At 35.8% G+C, this 19994-nt stretch carries 15 protein-coding genes; 9 read left to right on the forward strand and 6 right to left on the reverse strand.

The annotated features are described in order from the left end of the window. Window positions 1-53: 53 nt before the first annotated feature. Window positions 54-3686, reverse strand: a complete 3633-nt coding sequence (gene dnaE / locus QZ136_RS09545; RefSeq protein WP_291402819.1) for a DNA polymerase III subunit alpha — start codon at window positions 3684-3686, stop codon at window positions 54-56. 365 nt (window positions 3687-4051) lie between these two features. Between dnaE and mdh the strand changes: the two genes are divergently transcribed. Together mdh and QZ136_RS09555 are read left to right on the forward strand one after the other, a co-directional pair. Further along, complete coding sequence (gene mdh, locus QZ136_RS09550) at window positions 4052-4990, forward strand: malate dehydrogenase (protein ID WP_291402821.1); 939 nt, start codon at window positions 4052-4054, stop codon at window positions 4988-4990. Window positions 4991-5003: 13 nt separating this feature from the next. Continuing rightward, on the forward strand, window positions 5004-5432 hold the full coding sequence (locus QZ136_RS09555) for a retropepsin-like aspartic protease (RefSeq protein WP_291402823.1): 429 nt from the start codon (window positions 5004-5006) through the stop codon (window positions 5430-5432). 102 nt (window positions 5433-5534) lie between these two features. Here the strand turns inward: QZ136_RS09555 and gyrB are convergent, their stop codons facing one another. Then, on the reverse strand, window positions 5535-7493 hold the full coding sequence (gene gyrB, locus QZ136_RS09560) for a DNA topoisomerase (ATP-hydrolyzing) subunit B (RefSeq protein WP_291402825.1): 1959 nt from the start codon (window positions 7491-7493) through the stop codon (window positions 5535-5537). 161 nt (window positions 7494-7654) lie between these two features. Here gyrB and QZ136_RS09565 point away from each other — a divergent pair, with 161 nt between their 5' ends. Beyond that, entirely contained in the window at window positions 7655-8245 is a 591-nt protein-coding gene (locus QZ136_RS09565) for an OmpH family outer membrane protein (RefSeq protein WP_291402827.1), read from the forward strand. Window positions 8246-8360: 115 nt separating this feature from the next. On the opposite strand, the gene QZ136_RS09570 is transcribed toward QZ136_RS09565, so the two are convergent. Continuing rightward, on the reverse strand, window positions 8361-8753 hold the full coding sequence (locus tag QZ136_RS09570; RefSeq protein ID WP_291402829.1) for an RNA-binding S4 domain-containing protein: 393 nt from the start codon (window positions 8751-8753) through the stop codon (window positions 8361-8363). Between the two features lie 78 nt (window positions 8754-8831). On the opposite strand from QZ136_RS09570, the gene QZ136_RS09575 reads away from it, so the two are divergent. The 6 genes from QZ136_RS09575 (at window position 8832) to miaA (ending at window position 14583) form a co-directional block, all read left to right on the forward strand. After that, complete coding sequence (locus tag QZ136_RS09575; protein WP_291402832.1) at window positions 8832-9650, forward strand: 2,3,4,5-tetrahydropyridine-2,6-dicarboxylate N-succinyltransferase; 819 nt, start codon at window positions 8832-8834, stop codon at window positions 9648-9650. 66 nt (window positions 9651-9716) lie between these two features. Further along, entirely contained in the window at window positions 9717-10835 is a 1119-nt protein-coding gene (locus QZ136_RS09580) for a glycosyltransferase family 1 protein (protein ID WP_291402834.1), read from the forward strand. Continuing rightward, window positions 10829-11395 carry an L-threonylcarbamoyladenylate synthase gene (locus tag QZ136_RS09585; RefSeq protein ID WP_291402837.1) on the forward strand — a complete coding sequence of 189 codons (567 nt, stop codon included), beginning with the start codon at window positions 10829-10831 and terminating at the stop codon, window positions 11393-11395. Before QZ136_RS09580 ends, QZ136_RS09585 begins: the two co-directional genes overlap by 7 nt. Before the next feature lie 136 nt (window positions 11396-11531). Further along, window positions 11532-12935, forward strand: a complete 1404-nt coding sequence (locus tag QZ136_RS09590; RefSeq protein WP_291402839.1) for an HD domain-containing protein — start codon at window positions 11532-11534, stop codon at window positions 12933-12935. An 81-nt stretch (window positions 12936-13016) separates the two neighbouring features. Beyond that, a complete protein-coding gene (locus QZ136_RS09595; protein WP_291402840.1) occupies window positions 13017-13655 on the forward strand; it encodes a hypothetical protein in 639 nt (212 codons plus the stop codon). 28 nt (window positions 13656-13683) lie between these two features. Beyond that, window positions 13684-14583: a tRNA (adenosine(37)-N6)-dimethylallyltransferase MiaA gene (miaA, locus tag QZ136_RS09600; protein WP_291402842.1), complete on the forward strand. Its 900-nt coding sequence runs from the start codon at window positions 13684-13686 to the stop codon at window positions 14581-14583. Here miaA and QZ136_RS09605 read toward each other — a convergent pair. From QZ136_RS09605 to rpoC, 3 genes are all read right to left on the reverse strand, one after another. Further along, complete coding sequence (locus tag QZ136_RS09605) at window positions 14555-15256, reverse strand: ion channel (RefSeq protein ID WP_291402844.1); 702 nt, start codon at window positions 15254-15256, stop codon at window positions 14555-14557. The genes miaA and QZ136_RS09605 overlap by 29 nt on opposite strands. Then, entirely contained in the window at window positions 15257-15571 is a 315-nt protein-coding gene (locus tag QZ136_RS09610) for a DUF3467 domain-containing protein (RefSeq protein WP_291402846.1), read from the reverse strand. A 90-nt stretch (window positions 15572-15661) separates the two neighbouring features. Further along, a complete protein-coding gene (rpoC, locus tag QZ136_RS09615) occupies window positions 15662-19948 on the reverse strand; it encodes a DNA-directed RNA polymerase subunit beta' (protein ID WP_291402849.1) in 4287 nt (1428 codons plus the stop codon). Window positions 19949-19994 lie beyond the last annotated feature (46 nt).

Genomic DNA, 19994 nt, shown 5'->3' on the forward strand with positions numbered 1-19994 from the left:
ATTCAAATATAGTATTCAATATTCTTGCCACAAATATTTGTGCCAATGTGACATTAATTCAACTTATAGCGAACTCCTATCATTTTTGAGATTTCATCCAAAAATTCATTACTCGGATTGATTCTCACCGTTTTAGAGGGCATCTCAAGTATGGTTTCTTCCTCATAATCCATCACCATAAATTTTAATTGACAGTTTCTATTCTCATTCTGTTCGGTATTTAGCCTAATAATTTCATCCATTTTATTAATGAATGTATTAGACAATTCAGTAAGGGGTACTTGTATTGTCAGACTTTTTGACATTTTATCCCTCAATTCTGAAAGTAATACAATGCTATTTACCTTAAACTCCCAATTATCTTTTTGCTTAAACCTTTCTGTAACTAGTCCGCGAACCTGTAAAAACAGCCCCACCTCAAGATATTGCTTTAACTTAATATAATCTTCACCAAAAAGTGCAATTTCAAATGTTTCACCATAATCTTCAAACATGAAAGTCCCGAAAGGCTTACCCGTTTTAGTAGTACCATGCCTACAAGCAGAAACTAGTCCGCCGATAATTAAATCACGATTACTAATTTTCTTAAACTCTTCTTGGTCTTCAGGTTGTATTTCAGTCCCCTTCATTCGATTCACCAAACTCAAATGCCTTACTTGATGAGAGCAGAAATGATCCAACTCAAACTTATAATTATCTAATGGATGGCCAGTAAGGTAAATCCCAATCGATTCCTTTTCATATTTCAACTTTTCAATCAAGCCCCATTCTTCACATTCAGGCATTTGAGGTTCTGATATCTCCGCATCATTTGTCCCACCAAATAATGAAGCCTGAGAGGAATTTAAGCTATTTTGAAAATCATTACTGTATTTTATTAAACGTTCTATCCCGTTATAAAAACTACCGTCAGGTTTAAAGAAAAAAGATGATCTATTATGACCAAAACAATCAAATGCTCCACCATAAACCAAATTTTCATATACTCTTTTACTTACTGCTCTTGAGTTAGAACGACGAGCAAAATCATAAATACTTTGATAAAGTCCGTTTTCATTACGTTCTTCAACAATACTTTCAACTGCCTTATCTCCCACTCCTTTCATTCCCGACATCCCAAAACGAACTTCACCTTTTTTATTTACGGTAAAACTCAATTCTGATTCATTAATATCCGGACCTAAAACTGAAATTCCCATCTGTTTACACTCTTCCATGAAGAATGATATTTTTTCGATGTTATTCTGATTATTGAGTACGGCCGCCATGTATTCGGACGGGTAATTAGCTTTTAAATAAGCTGTTTGATAAGCTACAAAAGCATAACACGTGGAGTGTGATTTATTGAATGCATACTGCGCGAAAGCTTCCCAATCAGTCCATACCTTCTCTGCAATTTTACTATCATGACCATTAGCACTACAGCCATCCATGAATTGGGCTTTCATTTTGTTTAGCACTTCAATTTGCTTCTTTCCCATTGCCTTACGCAACACGTCGGCATCACCCTTACTGAAACCAGCAAGCTTTTGGGATAAAAGCATCACCTGCTCTTGATATACGGTGATACCATAGGTTTCTTCGAGGTGCTCCTGCATATCCAGCAAATCGTAAGTAACCTCCTCACGACCATGTTTACGGGAAATAAACTTAGGAATATATTCAATTGGCCCTGGACGATAAAGCGCATTCATCGCAATCAAATCCTCAAATTTATCTGGCTTTAAATCACGTAGATACATTTGCATACCATCACTTTCAAATTGGAAAGTCCCATTGGTATCTCCTCTTTGATAAAGTTCAAATGTTTTAGGATCCTCTAATGAAATATAATCAATATCAATATCTACACCATGATTCTGCTTTATCAAACGCAAAGCATCCTTAATAATGGTCAGGGTTTTTAGTCCCAAAAAGTCCATCTTAATTACACCCGCATCCTCAATTACTCGTCCATCAAACTGAGTAACCAATAAATCTGATTCTTTAGATGTAGCAACAGGAATGATATCTGTTAAATCATAAGGAGCAATAATAATTCCGGCAGCATGAACTCCCACATTTCTTACAGAGCCTTCCAAAACCATTGCTTCTCTTAATACTTCAGACTGAAGGGTTTTCCCATCATCAAGAATTTTACGAAGAGTTTTTATATTTTCAAAATCTTCAGGATTTTGCTCCTTTTTAACCGTATCAATTGGGGCAGTCATCACCTGAACAAGGTTTGTTCCAGGGCGGTCTGGGACAAGCTTTGCAAGCATATTTGATTCAGCTAAAGGCAAATCTAACACCCTAGCAACATCTTTTATACTTGATTTAGCAGCCATCGATCCATAAGTAATAATCTGCGCTACTTGATTTTTACCATATTTATCAACCACATAATCGATTACTTTTTGTCGGCCCGCATCATCAAAGTCCGTATCAATATCGGGCATCGACTTACGATCGGGATTTAGAAAACGCTCAAAAAGTAAGTTGTATTTTATGGGATCAATATTGGTAATTCCGATACAATAAGCTACAACAGAGCCGGCAGCAGAGCCCCTTCCGGGACCAATGAACACGCCTAGATCACGACCTGCACGGATAAAATCGGCCACAATTAGGAAATATCCGGCAAAACCCATGGTGCGTATGGTGAAGAGCTCAAAGTTTAGGCGTTCTTCAACCTCCGGACTAATATCCTTGTAACGTTCTTTTGCACCTTTGAACGTAATATCTTTTAGGTATTCCCATTGATTAAGATTATCAGATTCCGGACCCGAGTGTATCTTAAACTCATTTGGAATAGGGAAATTGGGAAGCATGATATCACGCTTTAGCTGAAGATGCTCAACCTTATCTACAATTTCATTGGTATTATCTAATGATTCAGGCAAATCATGGAAGACTTGTCCCATTTCCGCCTGACTTTTAAAGAAAAATTGATCATTTGGAAAACCAAAGCGATAGCCTTTCCCACCTTCTTCATCAGTAGCAATTGGCGTACTTTTCATGTCTCCAGTATTCACACATAATAAAATATCATGTGCATTTGCATCTTGCTGATCAACATAATGCGAATCATTAGAGCAAATTACTTTTACATTATACTTTTTGGCAAATTTCAGGAGTACAGCATTAACAGTCTCCTGCTCAGGAATATCATGTCGCTGAAGCTCGATGTAAAAGTCCTCACCGAACAAATCAAGCCACCATTTAAATTCAGTTTCACCTTCCTCCTCTCCTTTTTTAAGAATAGTTTGTGGCACGGAAGCACCTAAACAGCAGGTAGTTGCTATTAAGCCTTCATGATATTGGAGAATTAGCTCCTTATCAATTCTGGGCCATTTACTGTATAAACCTTCAATATATCCAAGAGAGCATAGTTTTACCAGATTTTTATATCCCTGGGCATTTTTAGCGAGAAGCAATTGATGATGCCGAATATCACGCTTATCTTTAGTAAATTGCTTTACATGCCTATCATTAACCACATAAAATTCACAACCAACAATAGGTTTTACACCATGTTTACCTGCTTCGGCAACAAACTTAAACACACCAAACATATTTCCATGATCAGTGATAGCCATAGCTTTCATTCCGTCGGCTTTTGCTTTTTTGAAAAGACGCGAAATATCGGCGGCACCATCCAAAAGTGAAAATTGAGTATGTACGTGCAGGTGCGAAAAATCAGGCATAAAATTTTATTAGGATGAATCTCAAATTTACAAATCTTTTGAGCCTCTAGAAGGGGTGTTGAAAATTAAAATAGGAATTTTTTAATTGAAAAATAACGGTAAAACAATAATGATTTCTCCCAAAAAGACTTAAAAGATATAATATAACGATTTTTTAGTTAAAAAGCAAGGAAATAGAGGTAAATTTTGGAAAATTAGTCAAGGAAAATGGCAAAGAATTTCATAAAAAAGATTGAATTCTCTATCTTCGGGCTATAATTTAATTCAATCAAAAAATTGTTAAAAGAATTGAATTTTACTGTGTTGAAATGATATTTATTTGCATCACAGGATGATCTTGATCTCAAATTTAAATAAATCATAAAATGAAAATTACAGTTGTAGGAGCCGGTGCCGTAGGAGCTACTTGTGCTGATAACATCGCTAGAAAAGAACTAGCTGAAGAACTTATTTTATTAGACATCAGAGAAGGTTTTGCCGAAGGAAAAGCAATCGATATGATGCAAACTTCTGCATTATTGGGTTTTGACACAAAAATCAAAGGGGTTACCAATGATTATGTTGCTACTGCCGACTCAGAAGTTGTGGTTATCACTTCAGGTTTACCACGTAAGCCGGGGATGACAAGAGAAGAGCTAATTGGCACCAATGCTAACATTGTTAAAAGTGTTACTGAAAACATCCTAAAGCATTCTCCAAATACAATTATTATCGTGGTTTCAAATCCGATGGATACCATGAATTACCTAACCCTTAAGACTTCAGGTCTTCCTAAAAATAAGATCTTAGGAATGGGTGGAGCATTAGATTCGGCAAGATTTAAGTATTATTTAAGTGTTGAACTTGGTTGTTCGCCTGCCGATTTAAATGCGGTAGTTATTGGTGGCCATGGTGATACCACAATGATTCCTTTAATCAATCATGCTACTTGGAATAGCATCCCTGTTACTCAGCTTTTATCAAAAGAGCAGCAAGAGCGTGTAGTTTCTTCTACCATGGTTGGTGGTGCTACCTTAACAAAACTAATTGGAACATCCGCATGGTATGCTCCAGGTGCTGGTACTGCTGCAATGGTTGAGAGCATTGTTCGTGATGAAAAGAAACTTATTTCTTGCGGTGTAGCTTTAGATGGAGAATATGGCCAAAAAGATATCTCATTGGTAGTTCCAGTAATTTTAGGAAAAAATGGATGGGAGAAAATCCTAGACTTTAAGCTAACAGATGCTGAGCAAGCTGAATTCAACAAAAGTGCAGATGCAGTAAGAGCGATGAACGCAGTTTTAAAAGAAGATAATCATATCTAATATTGCTATTTAAATGGCATATAAAACAGTTCCTTTAGAACTAATAAATTTAAATGACGACGGCTTCCACCTCTTGGTGGAAGTTGTTGTTTTTGGGCAATCCTTTAATGCTGTACTCGATACAGGAGCTTCAAAAACTGTTTTTGATAAGGAAACAATTGAAACATTTAGCAAAAGTGGCGAATTAATGGCATCTGATAGAGTTTCTACCGGACTTGGAGCTAATAATATGGAAAGCCATTCCATTATCCTTCCCACTCTAAAGATTGGGAAGATGAAATTAAAAAATTTTGAAGCTGCCGTGCTTGATTTAACTACGATTAAACAAGCCTATTCTAGTCTTAACTTACCTCCGATTATTGGAGTTATTGGTGGCGATATTTTAAATAGTCATCAGGCAATAATAAATTATAGAAAACTGAAGTTGAAGCTTTTCAAATAATTGATTGTACAATCTAAAACTGAAAAAGCCATTTCCAAAATTTAAAACATAAAAAAGCCCTTCAATAAAATTGAAGGGCTTTTTCTATTCTAAAGACTCGAATTAAATATCTATTCTAGCATATTTAGAGTTCTTCTCGATAAAGTCACGTCTAGGACCAACATCATCACCCATTAACATGGAGAAAATATGATCACATTCAGCAGCATTTTCAATTGTTACTTTTCTTAAAGTACGGGTTTCCGGATTTAGAGTAGTATCCCATAATTGCTCTGCGTTCATCTCTCCAAGACCTTTATAACGCTGAATATTAACACTTTCTTCTTTACCAGCACCTTTCAAAGCTTGTACTGCAGCATCACGCTGATCATCATTCCAAGCATACTGAAACTCTTTACCTTTTTTCACCATGTAAAGTGGTGGAGCTGCAATATAGATATAACCAAATTCAATTAATGGCTTCATATATCTAAAGAAGAAGGTCAAAATCAATGTGGTAATGTGAGAACCGTCTACGTCAGCATCGGTCATGATAATGATTCTATGATAACGCAACTTCTCCATGTTGAGTGCTTTGGCATCTTCAGCAGTACCAATACTCACTCCCATAGCTGTAAACATATTCTTGATCTCATCATTTTCGTAGATCTTATGTTCCATTGCCTTTTCAACGTTCAAGATCTTACCTTTTAATGGAAGAATAGCTTGGAAATTACGATCACGACCTTGTTTTGCCGTACCACCTGCCGAATCTCCCTCGACTAAGTAAAGCTCACATGCTGCAGGATCATTATTTGCACAATCAGCTAGCTTACCAGGTAATCCTGAACCACCCATAACCGTTTTACGCTGAACCATCTCACGTGCTTTACGTGCGGCGGCTCTAGCTGTAGCAGCTAAAATTACCTTGTTCACGATCATTTTAGCCTCACGTGGATTTTCTTCAAGGTAATCACCAAGAATCTCACCAACAGCAACATCTACAGCACCCATTACCTCATTATTTCCTAATTTGGTTTTGGTTTGCCCCTCAAATTGTGGCTCCTGAACTTTTACTGAAATAACAGCAGTTAATCCCTCTCTAAAATCATCCCCTGTAATTTCAATCTTCATGTTCTTCAACATGCCAGATTTCTCAGCATAAGCCTTAAGGGTACGAGTTAAACCACGACGGAATCCAGCAACGTGCGTTCCTCCCTCATGAGTATTAATATTATTTACATAAGAATGAACATTCTCAGTATAGGTATCATTATATTGAAGAGCTAACTCCACTGGAATACCTTGCTTAATTCCCTCTACATAAATAGGCTCCGGAATTATTGAAGTACGAGTACCATCAAGATATTTTACAAACTCTTTTAAACCACCTTCAGAAAAGAATTCTTCAAATAAGAATGTACCATCATCAGTAGTTTCACGCTCATCAGTTAAAGATAGACGAATCCCTTTATTTAGATAGGCTAACTCACGTAAACGTGCAGCAAGAGTATCAAATTTATATTCAGTAGTAAGCGTAAAGATTTCAGGATCAGGCTGAAAAGTAACTGTTGTACCTGTTTTTTCGCTTTCACCAATAACCTTTACATCGTATTGAGGTTTTCCGCAAGAGTATTCTTGTTGGAAAGTTTTTCCCTCACGTTGAACTACAACTTTAAGAGCTGTAGAAAGTGCATTCACACAACTTACCCCTACCCCGTGCAAACCACCAGAAACCTTGTAGGTATCCTTATCAAATTTACCACCGGCGTGAAGAACAGTCATTACCACTTCAAGTGCCGATCTTTTTTCCTTGGTGTGCATAGCGGTAGGAATACCGCGACCATTATCTGTAACTGTTATTGAATTTCCATTGTGAATGGTCACCTTTATATCAGAACAATAACCGGCCAGAGCCTCATCAATTGAATTGTCAACAACCTCATATACAAGGTGATGCAATCCCTTAAATCCGGTATCACCAATATACATTGATGGGCGCTTTCTTACCGCTTCCAGGCCTTCAAGTACCTGTATATTATCCGCCGAATAATTAGATCTGTCTTCTGTTTCTTCGCTCATAGTTTCTTATTACAACAAAGATCAAAAATAACCATTTTAGATGGAATTTATTGCATTGTTGATAAAATTACACCTTAGTCCCAATTCTTAGTCTATGCTTAAATTAAATGGTTGAGAAAATGGTTTGAAAGTTTATATTTGTTTAAATTTTTATAAAAATCATGAAGAAATTAATAACAAACATTAGTAAAATAGCAGCAATTTTAGCCATTACAGCAATTGTTGTTTCATGCAACAAAGAACAATCTAAAACTGCAAGCTCTACAACTAGCACTTCAGCAAGCACGTTAGACGTAGTCTATGTAAATTCAGACTCACTTTTAACCAATTATGAATATTTCAAGGCTGTTCAGAAAACTTTTGAAGAGAAATCTAAAAAAGCACAGGCAGATCTTCAAGCTAAAGGTGCAGCATTTCAACGTGAGGTTGCTGCGTATCAACAGAATGCAGGAAGTTTAAGTGCAGATCAACGTGCTTCAACTGAAGAGCGTTTGGCTAGAAAACAACAAGAATTGGCTACTTACAATCAAAATGCTGGCAATGCTTTAGCTAATGAAGAAGCTACAGAAAACGAAAAACTTTATAATAAAGTTGCTGATTTCTTAAAAGTACATGCGAAAGAAAAGGGTTATAAAATTGTTTTAACCTATTCAAAATCTAACCCTGCAGTTTTATATGCTGATGAAAGCTTAGATGTTACCCAAGAAGTACTTAAAGGCTTAAACGCTGAATACAATAAAAACAAAAAATAAAATTCTATCACATTTGAATTGAAAACCTCGGTTATTTACCGGGGTTTTTTTGTTTAAATTGCAAAAACAATCAAATTGTTAATCTTGGGGCTTATGTTATGGAGATTTAAACAAATCAATCAAACCAGCCCTCTTGTAGATCATCAATCTCTCTGCGATCTCTTTTGGTTGGTCGCCCGGTTCCTCTATCTCGACTTAAAGTAGGGCTATGAAACATCGACTTATAGGCCGGAGTATCTTCAACTGGGGTTAAATCTTTATAAAAATTTACTGCTGTTTTAGCATCTACCCTTCTTTCCAACAATCCAACAACCTCAATTACCTTTTTATCACTACCTTTTTGAACGGTATAAACTTCCCCTATTTTGACGATATGTGAAGCCTTTAAGTTTTGTCCGTTTAATTTTATCCTACCAGCTTTACAAGCTTCGGTCGAAATACTTCTTGTTTTAAAGGCACGTATAGCCCATAAATATTTATCAATACGTAATTTTTCGGAATCAGACATATTGCAAAATTACATAAGAATTGACTGATTAATACAAAAATTGGCATAAATTCCTTTAATTTGTATATAAATTATATTATGACTAGCGAATTAAAAAAACTGATAGAAAGTGCATGGGATGACCGCAATCTCATCAATTTTAAGGAATACAAAGAAGCTATCGAGCAAGTAATTTTACATCTCGATAAAGGTGAAATCAGAGTTGCTGAACAAATTGGTGATCGTTGGCATGTAAACGACTGGATTAAAAAAGCTGTAATTCTTTATTTTCCAATCAGAGAAATGAAGGAAATTGAAGTGGGGCCATTTGTGTTTCACGATAAAATGAAACTAAAAACAGATTATAAGGAAAATGGAGTAAGAGTTGTTCCTCATGGAATTGCCCGCTATGGCGCCTTTCTTGCTAGAGGAGTAATCATGATGCCTTCATATGTAAATATTGGTGCTTATGTTGACGAAGGTACCATGGTAGATACTTGGGCAACCGTTGGTTCATGTGCACAAATTGGAAAACACGTTCATTTAAGTGGCGGTGTTGGCATAGGAGGTGTTTTAGAGCCTATACAAGCCTCTCCAGTTATTATTGAGGATAATTGCTTCATCGGATCTAGAGCTATTGTTGTAGAGGGCGTACACGTTGAAAAAGAAGCTGTTTTAGGTGCTAATGTTGTACTTACAGCATCGACAAAAATCATCGATGTAACTGGTGATGAGCCAATTGAATATAAAGGAGTAGTTCCAGCACGTTCAGTTGTTATACCTGGATCTTACGCAAAGAAATTCCCTGCTGGCGAATATCAAGTCCCATGTGCCCTTATAATCGGCAAAAGGAAAGAATCAACAGATAAGAAAACATCTCTAAATGATGCATTGAGAGATAATAATGTGGCAGTATAAGCCTTAAATAAGCTCTTTTAATTAGAAGGGATGAAAAATCATCCTTTCTAATTTCAGAACAAGAATATGAAAATAGGATTCGACGGTAAACGTATCATACAGAATTTTACTGGTTTAGGAAACTATAGCAGATTTATTATCGATATTCTGGCCGAATATTATCCAAGCAATCAATACTCGATTTTTGCACCCTCTCATCCAAAAAATAAATTAAGTTTTTCAAAATCAGCATTCCTTAGCTTTCACCATCCCAAAAAGCAATTTTTAAAAACTTTTTGGAGAAGTTTTAGCATAGTTAAAGATCTGAAAAATGAAAAAATTGATATTTTTCACGGACTAAGCAATGAAATTCCTTTCGGACTACAAAAAGCGAATATAGCATCAGTAGTTACAATTCATGATTTAATTTTTTATAGATATCCTCACTATTATCCATGGTTTGATAGGAAAATATATGAGTTTAAGGTGCGTTATGCATGTAAGCATGTCGACAAAATTATTGCCGTTAGTGAGCAAACAAAGCGCGATTTAATACATTTTTTAAGTGTAGATGATTCAAAGATTGAAGTCATTTATCAAAATTGTAATCCTCAATTCAATATACAGCTAAGTGAGGATGAGAAATATAAAATCAAAAACGTTTATCAACTGCCTGACCTGTATTTATTAAATGTAGGTAGTATCGAAACACGTAAGAATGCTTTATTGATTGTCAAAGCTTTAAAGGAGATTGATTCCAATATCCATTTAGTAATTATCGGAAAAGATACCCCTTATTCACAAAATCTGAAAGATTATATTGAAGTAAATGGTCTAAAAAACAGAGTTCATTTTCTAAAAAGTGTCTCATTTAGTGACTTACCTGGGATATATCAGCAGGCAAAGATTTTTATCTACCCATCTGAATTTGAAGGCTTTGGAATTCCGATCGTGGAAGCTTTAAGCTCTGGAGTACCCGTAATTGCAGCTAAGGGATCCTGCTTAGAGGAGGCTGGTGGAATAGGAAGCATTTATATTGATCCCAAAAATCACATTGAATTAGCCGATCAAATAAAAATTGTACTAAGTGACAAAGAATTAAGAGAAAATATGGTTCGATTAGGATTTGAGCACATCAAAAAGTTCACGAATCAAAATATTGCTGAAAAATTAATCAAACTTTACCAAAAAATATCTAAATGCTAAGAGACGAAGTAAATAAAGCTTTAGAAATACTAAAAAACGGAGGTTTAATTCTTTACCCAACCGATACTATTTGGGGAATTGGATGTGATGCAACAAATGCAGAAGCTGTTGAGAAGATTTTTAAACTCAAAGGTAGATCAGAGGAAAAAAGCATGATTGTTTTATTAGAAAACGACAATAAGCTTCAAAGTTATGTAAGAGAGGTGCCTGAAATTGCTTATGACCTTATTGAATATGCTGAAAATCCATTAACAATAATTTATTCTGGAGCGAAAAATCTAGCAACAAATGTTATCACTAAGGATGGCAGTATAGGCATAAGGATTGTAAAGCATGATTTTTGTGAGCAATTAATACAAAGATTTAAAAAACCTATCATTTCCACATCGGCAAATGTTAGTGGCGAAGCTTCACCTGCCAATTTTAGCGAAATAAGTGATACCATAAAGCAAGGGGTTGATTATGTGGTTGATTGGGAGCAGGATAGCATGACAAAAAAGAAATCATCAACCATTATGAAACTCGAACCTGGAGGTTTATTTTCATTCATTAGAAAATAAGTGTTTAATCAGAATTTTAGCATTAATTTTTAATAAAAATTGCAATAATATGTAGTCCTTTGCGGATGAAATTAAGGCTTGATAAATCTGGCCTATCGATCCCCATCTCCTATCATAGAGATACGATCCATAATTTATGAAAGAACATTTACAACATCCCATATTTAAAAAACTTAGCATTCTAGCTGAAGAATCGAAGACCGAAATATATGTCATTGGGGGCTTTGTAAGAGACCTTTTTCTCAATAGACCATCTAAAGATATCGATATACTGGTTATTGGAAATGGAATTCAATTTGCTGAGGCAGCTGGCAAATTATTGCATACTAAAGTCTCAGTTTTTAAAAACTTTGGAACAGCCATGCTAAAATATGACGATCTCGAAATAGAGTTTGTTGGTGCCAGAAAAGAGTCTTATCGTGCCGAATCTCGAAAACCAATTGTTGAGAATGGTACACTTGAAGATGACCAAAAACGTCGTGATTTTAGCATAAATGCAATGGCATTGGGATTAAACAAGGATAATTTTGGGATTCTTTTAGATCCATTTGAAGGAATTCATGATCTTAACAATAAACTTATACGTACACCTTTAAATCCGATTGAAACTTTTTCTGATGATCCTCTGAGAATGTTAAGGGCAATAAGATTTGCTACTCAACTAAATTTCACAATTCATCAAGAGGCTATTGAGGCAATCAAAAAGAACTGTAACAGGATTAAAATTGTCTCGCCCGAAAGAATTACGGATGAACTGAATAAAATTATTCTGGCAACAAAACCTTCTACAGGTTTCATTTATTTGTTTGATACGGGACTCTTACGTGAGATATTCCCACAAATGGCTGATCTTCATGGTGTAGACATTATTGATGGAAAAGGACATAAAGACAATTTTTATCATACCCTACAAGTTTTAGATAATTTATCAGAAAATACTAATGACCTTTGGCTGAGATGGGCTGCCATTTTACATGATATTGCCAAACCTGCTACAAAACGCTTTGAGCCTGGCCATGGATGGACATTTCATGGGCATGAAGACCGTGGAGCGCGGATGGTGCCTAAAATATTTGCACAGCTCAAGCTCCCTTTAAATGAAAAGATGAAGTTGGTACAGAAGTTGGTACAATTACACTTGAGGCCAATAGTTTTAGCTCAAGACGTGGTTACCGACTCTGCAGTGAGACGTTTATTATTCGAAGCTGGAGAAGAAATAGATAGCTTAATGTTACTATGCAATGCTGATGTAACCACAAAAAACGAATATAAAGTAAAGAAATACCGTCGTAATTTTGATCTTGTAAAACAAAAATTAAAGGATGTAGAGGAAAGTGATCAGCTTAGAAACTGGCAACCTCCTGTTAGTGGTGAAGACATTATGAAGGCTTTTAATTTAAGCGCAGGCAAAAGTGTTGGAATCATTAAAAATCAAATTAGAGAAGCCATTCTTGAAGGAGAAATAAAAAACTCAAGAGAGGAGGCTTATGAATTTATGATACAAAAAGGCAGAGATCTCGGACTAATTCCAATTGAGTAAATAAAGATTAACACAAAATTTCAATAAAAATCACAAACTTCTTTTCAAATAGTATTTTTGTAAAATATTTAGAATAAAAAAATGGCAATTTATAGATTTAAGGTTTCTTTTGAGGACTATGATGATATTGAGAGAGATATAGATATCAAATCAAATCAGACATTTGAAGACCTCCATCGTGCTATCCACCAATCAACAGGATATAATCCTGAATTATCGTCCTCATTTTATGTGAGTAATGATCAATGGAAAAAAAGCGAAGAAATTGCCTTCCTACCCAACCAACGCAAAATAAACAATGGTGTAGCTAGCATGGAAAACTCCAAGCTAAGTAATTTTATAGATGATCCTCATCAAAAGTTCTATTATACCTATAATTTCGATAGACCATATGATTTTCATGTTGAACTAGTTAAAATCCTTCTTGAAGAGGAATCAGGAAAGACCTATCCATGCGTATTTAGAAGTCTTGGAGAAGCACCCAAAATGGCGGGAAGCATCATTATACCTCCGGTGGCAAAAGCAGCTATTTCTGATGATTTTGATTTCCTAAATGAACTAGATTTTCAACCAGAAGACACAGAAGATCTAGAAGAGATGACTGAAATGGGTATAAATAGTGCATCTGAAGATGAAGAAGATGAAAAAGATGAATTCATGGATGAGTTTTCTGATGATGATTCTTATGATTCTGAAGATATCCAAAAGGACGATTATTAATATCTAATCGCCAAATAGCGCTTTACCAATGAATAAAACACTAATTATAATTGCAGGTCCTACTGCAATTGGTAAAACAGCATTGGCGATTAAATTAGCTCAACACTATAAAACGGAGATAATTTCTGCCGATTCAAGGCAGTTTTACAAGGAAATGAGCATTGGTACTGCCAAGCCATCGATAGAAGAGCTAAAAGCTGCAAAGCATCATCTAATCGATAGTCATTCCGTTTTGAATCAATTCAATGCAGGCGATTTTGAAAATGAATCCATAAAAATAATTAATGAATTATTTATTAATCATAATGAAGTTATTATGGTTGGTGGCTCCGGTTTATTCATAAATGCCGTTTGTTATGGCTTTGATCCCCTACCCGTAGCATCTGAGGAAGTGAGAGAAAAATTGAATAAACAATTCGAAGAAAATGGAATCACTTTTCTACAAGATAAATTAAAGTCCATTGATCCTGAATATTTTGCTCAAGTAGATAGAAATAACCCACAACGAATAATTAGGGCTTTAGAAGTCTACGAAAGTACAGGTAAGACATTTTCATCATTACGTACTAATAACAAAAAACAAAGGCCATTTAATATTATTAAAATCGGCTTAAATAGCGATCGGGAAGAATTATATCAGCGGATAAATTTACGTGTAGATGAAATGGTTAAAAATGGTTTGTTTGAAGAAGTTGAAAGCCTAAAAACTTACCAGCATTTAAATGCCTTAAATACCGTAGGTTATTCAGAAATATTTGATTTCTTGGATGGTAAATGTAGTCGTGAAGAGGCTATCGAAAAGATAAAACAAAATACCAGAAGATTTGCTAAAAGGCAATTAACTTGGTTCAATAAATCAGATGATATTAAATGGTTTAATCCAAATCAATTTGAGGCTATTATTCAGTATCTGAATTCCATCCATTAGAATCTTGAACCCTCGGTGCGAAAAAGTTAAAGAATAAGAAAAGAAAAGATATCGTACTGATTATCTGAAGCATAACTAATATTTTACCCGTCTCGTTTATTGGATAAAAATCGCCATAACCAATAGTAACTCCTGTTATAAAGCTAAAATACAATGCATCTACCCAGCTGTTAATGGGCATATTAAGATAATTTCCTGCAGCATATATCACTCCAAAAGAGGCTATCAATTCAAAGAAATTAAAAAATAATAGAATAACAGACCTGTTAATCAGTTTCTCTCTATTATGCTCTGGTAAAAAAATCTTATAGAAAACATACAAAAAAGTCTCTAAAAGCAGATAAATATTGAAAATATATAGCCATTGATGGTGCCAAACACTATAGTAAAGCATAATAAATGGCAATATTGTTTTAAAAACAATATATAATTCAGTATAAATCTTTCTTGATTGAATAGTCAGGTTTCTGGTCAGCACTTTAATATAAATTCCAGGAAATAGAAGCTTAGAAGTAACTAAAAACAATCGGAATAAGCGCTCAATACCAAAATCTTGATAATGAGAATTCTCCCATACATTTTTAATTTCTTTGAAGTAATGGCTTGAGGGAGGCGATTTGACCTTATCACGATCCTGAGTTCCAAAAACCAATTTCTTGAAATGTTTTCTCAATTAAGCTTGTGCTGTTGGTCCTCCAAAATTCATTGGAATACCAGGTTGACCTTCATTTATTTTAATACGACCATTAATAGCCTCAAATTTTTCTATATTCTCTTCAAGAGCAATTAAAAATCGTTTTGCATGCTCTGGGGTTAGAACAATTCTTGATTTCACGCGTGCTTTAGGCACCCCAGGCATTACCCTAATAAAATCTAAAACAAATTCGGTGTTAGAATGTGTGATTACAGCTAGATTTGAGTAAATTCCTTCTGCAACCTCTTCAGAAAGCTCAATATTTAATTGATTATCGATATTATTTTCTTCCATAGTATAAAGTTATGAATTATGGACCTATTTTTTGTAAAATAAAAAAGTCCTTCTTTTTCAGAAGGACTTTTTTATTAAAATTAATGAGGATTAAGCCTCTACTTCTTCTTGTTTAGAAGCTAGTAATTTATCGTATTCTTCTTGAGAACCAACGATGATACGCTCGTACTGACGTAATCCAGTTCCTGAAGGAATTAGGTGACCAACGATCACATTCTCTTTCAAGCCTAATAGATTATCACGCTTTCCGCTGATTGCTGCCTCATTCAATACTTTGGTAGTTTCCTGGAAGGAAGCCGCAGAGATGAACGATTTAGTTCCTAATGAAGCACGGGTAATACCCTGCAACATTTGGCTTGAAGTAGCTGCGATAGCATCACGAGTTTCAACAAGCTTCATATCCTTACGCTTAAGAACTGAATTTTCATCTCTTAATTTACGTACAGAAATAATTTGACCAGGTTTCAAATTAGTAGATTCACCTGGATCAACTACCACTCGTTTATCATAGATTTCATCATTTTCTAATTGGAAATCCCAACGATCAACCAATTCCTTTTCAAGGAAACGAGTATCACCGGCATCTTCAATCATAACTTTCTGCATCATCTGGTGAACGATAGTCTCGAAGTGTTTATCATTAATCTTCACACCTTGCAAACGGTAAACTTCCTGAATACCATTAACTAAGTATTCTTGAACTGCTGCTGGTCCTTTGATTGACAAGATATCAGCAGGAGAAATTGAACCATCAGACAATGGCATACCTGCTTTTACGAAGTCGTTATCTTGTACAAGGATGTGCTTAGACAATGGTACAAGGTATTTCTTAACTTGACCATCTTTCGACTCGATAGACATTTCACGATTACCACGCTTAACACCACCTAAGGTTACAACACCATCGATTTCTGTTACAACAGCTGGATTTGATGGATTACGTGCTTCGAATAATTCAGTTACACGAGGTAAACCACCGGTGATATCTCTAGTTTTACCAGTTGAACGAGGAATCTTAGCAATAATCTGACCGATTTTTACTTTTTCATTCTCTTCCACTGCAATGTGAGCCCCTACTGGGATGTTATAACCTTTGATACCATTACCTTTTTTATCCGCTACACGAATAACAGGGTTTTTGGTTTTATCACGAGTGTCAATAATAACTTTTTCTCTGTGTCCAGTTTGCTCATCCGATTCTTCACGGAAGGTAACACCCTCAATGATTGCTTCAAATTCAGCTTTACCTTCAAATTCAGAGATAATAACCGCATTATATGGATCCCAGCTACAAATTTTGTCGCCTTTAGAAATCTTAGCTCCATCCTTAACGTACAGATATGCACCATAAGGAATGTTATTCGACATGATCATTTTGTTAGTACCTGGCTCAACGATACGGAATTCACCTGAACGTCCTAAAACAACCTCAAGAGTTCCTTCTGGAGTTTCGTGACTTACAGTTCTAACGTTTTCAAACTCAATAACACCATCAAACTTAGCATTGATTTGTGATTCAGCAGCAATGTTAGATGCAGTACCACCCACGTGGAAGGTACGTAATGTTAACTGTGTTCCTGGCTCCCCAATAGATTGAGCAGCAATTACACCAACAGCCTCACCCATTTGCACACGCTTACCTGTTGCAAGGTTACGTCCGTAGCAAAGAGCACAAACACCACGCTTACTTTCGCAAGTAAGTACTGAACGAATCTCAATTCCCTCAAGAGGTGAATTTTCAATTTTTACAGCAACATCTTCCTCAATATCTTCACCAGCAGAAACTAATAATTCATTAGTTAGTGGATCATATACATCATGTAAGCTGGTTCTACCTAAAATTCTGTCGTATAAAGGTTCAACAATATCTTCATTATCCTTTAATGCAGTGGTATAGATTCCTCTTAGTGTGCCACAATCAGGCTCACCCACGATCATATCTTGGGCAACATCATGTAAACGACGAGTTAAGTAACCAGCATCGGCAGTCTTTAATGCTGTATCCGCCAAACCTTTACGAGCACCGTGTGTAGAGATAAAGTACTCTAATACAGATAGTCCCTCTTTAAAGTTCGATAAGATAGGGTTTTCAATAATTTCACCACCTGAACCAGATTTTTGAGGCTTAGCCATCAAACCACGCATTCCGCAAAGCTGACGAATCTGCTCCTTAGAACCACGAGCTCCAGAGTCAAGCATCATATAAACCGAATTGAAGCCTTGATTATCGCTCGAAAGCTGGTTCATCACATTGGCTGTAAGTCGGTTATTGATACGAGTCCAGATATCAATAATTTGATTGTAACGCTCGTTGTTGGTAATGAATCCCATATTATAGTTATTCATTACTTCTTCAACTTCCTTGGTTGCCTGCTCAATTAAGTGCGACTTTTCTGCAGGAATGTTTAGATCCTGAAGGTTGAATGAAAGACCACCTTGGAATGCCATTTGGAAACCTAATTCCTTGATATCATCAAGAAACTGTGCTGCACGTGCCATACCAGTGTTTTTTACAACATCACCAATAATGTCACGAAGAGATTTCTTAGTAAGCAATTCATTGATATAACCTACTTCTTCTGGAACTCTTTGATTAAAGAGAACACGTCCAACAGTAGTTTCAATAATTTTCTTAACTAAACTTCCATCTTTTTCTTTTACAAAACCCTTAACCTTGATAAAGGCATGAAGGTCAATTTTACGCTCATTATAAGCGATAATAACCTCTTCAGGAGAATAGAAAGTTTGATCTTGACCTAATACAACACGAGTTTCATCAGTTCTACGGCCTTTAGTAATATAGTAAAGACCCAAAACCATGTCTTGTGAAGGTACTGTGATTGGAGTACCATTTGCAGGGTTTAAGATATTATGTGATGCAAGCATTAACATTTGGGCTTCCAAAATTGCTGCATTACCTAATGGTAAATGCACCGCCATCTGGTCACCGTCAAAATCCGCATTAAATGCCGTACATACTAATGGGTGTAATTGAATTGCTTTACCTTCCACCAATTTCGGTTGGAAAGACTGAATACCTAAACGGTGTAATGTAGGAGCACGGTTTAATAAAACTGGGTGACCTTTCAATACATTCTCTAGAATATCCCAAACGATTGGATCTTTACGATCTACAATCTTTTTAGCAGATTTTACAGTTTTAACCACTCCTCTTTCAATCATTTTACGAATGATGAATGGTTTGAACAGCTCGGCTGCCATATCTTTAGGTAAACCGCACTCATGCAATTTCAAGTTCGGACCCACAACAATTACGGAACGTGCTGAATAATCCACACGCTTACCTAATAAGTTTTGACGGAAACGACCTTGCTTACCTTTCAGAATATCTGAAAGAGATTTTAATGCACGATTACCTTCAGTTTTAACAGCATTTACTTTACGTGAATTGTCGAATAATGAATCTACAGATTCCTGAAGCATACGCTTCTCGTTACGTAAAATTACCTCTGGAGCCTTAATCTCAATCAAACGCTTCAAACGGTTATTACGAATAATAACACGACGGTAAAGATCATTTAAATCTGAAGTAGCGAAACGACCACCTTCCAATGGAACTAATGGACGTAATTCTGGTGGAATAACCGGAACGATTTTAACAATCATCCACTCCGGACTATTCTCAATTCTTGTATTTGCACCACGGAAAGCTTCAACAACCTGAAGTCGTTTTAAAGCCTCTGTTTTACGTTGCTGTGATGTTTCAGTATCAGCTTGATGACGAAGATCATAAGATTGCTGATCAAGGTCTAAGCGACCTAAAAGATCCTGCAATGCCTCAGCACCCATCTTAGCAATGAATTTCTGAGGGTCATTATCATCCAGATATTGGTTTTCCTTTGGTAAGGTATCTAGGATATCTAAATACTCTTCTTCTGTAAGGAAGTCCATTTTTTGAATACCATCAGCCTCTTTCAAGCCTGGTTGAATTACTACATAACGCTCGTAGTAAATGATTAAATCAAGCTTTTTAGTAGGTAAACCTAATAAATAACCAATTTTATTCGGTAATGAACGGAAATACCAAATGTGTGCTACAGGAACCACAAGATTAATGTGTCCCATACGCTCACGACGTACTTTCTTTTCAGTTACTTCAACACCACAACGATCGCAGACAATACCTTTATAACGAATACGCTTGTATTTTCCGCAATGACATTCGTAATCCTTCACGGGACCGAAAATACGCTCGCAGAATAAGCCATCACGCTCAGGTTTGTAAGTCCGGTAGTTGATAGTTTCCGGCTTTAACACTTCACCACTTGAACGCTCCAAAATAGATTCTGGAGAAGCCAAACTAATGGTTATCGAAGTGAAATTACTTTTAATTTTATTATCTTTCTTGTAAGACATATCTCTTTATAAGTTTAAAGATGAAAGCTGAAAACGAAATTTAATA

This window comes from Daejeonella sp. (assembly GCF_017495225.1).
Taxonomy (GTDB): domain Bacteria; phylum Bacteroidota; class Bacteroidia; order Sphingobacteriales; family Sphingobacteriaceae; genus Daejeonella.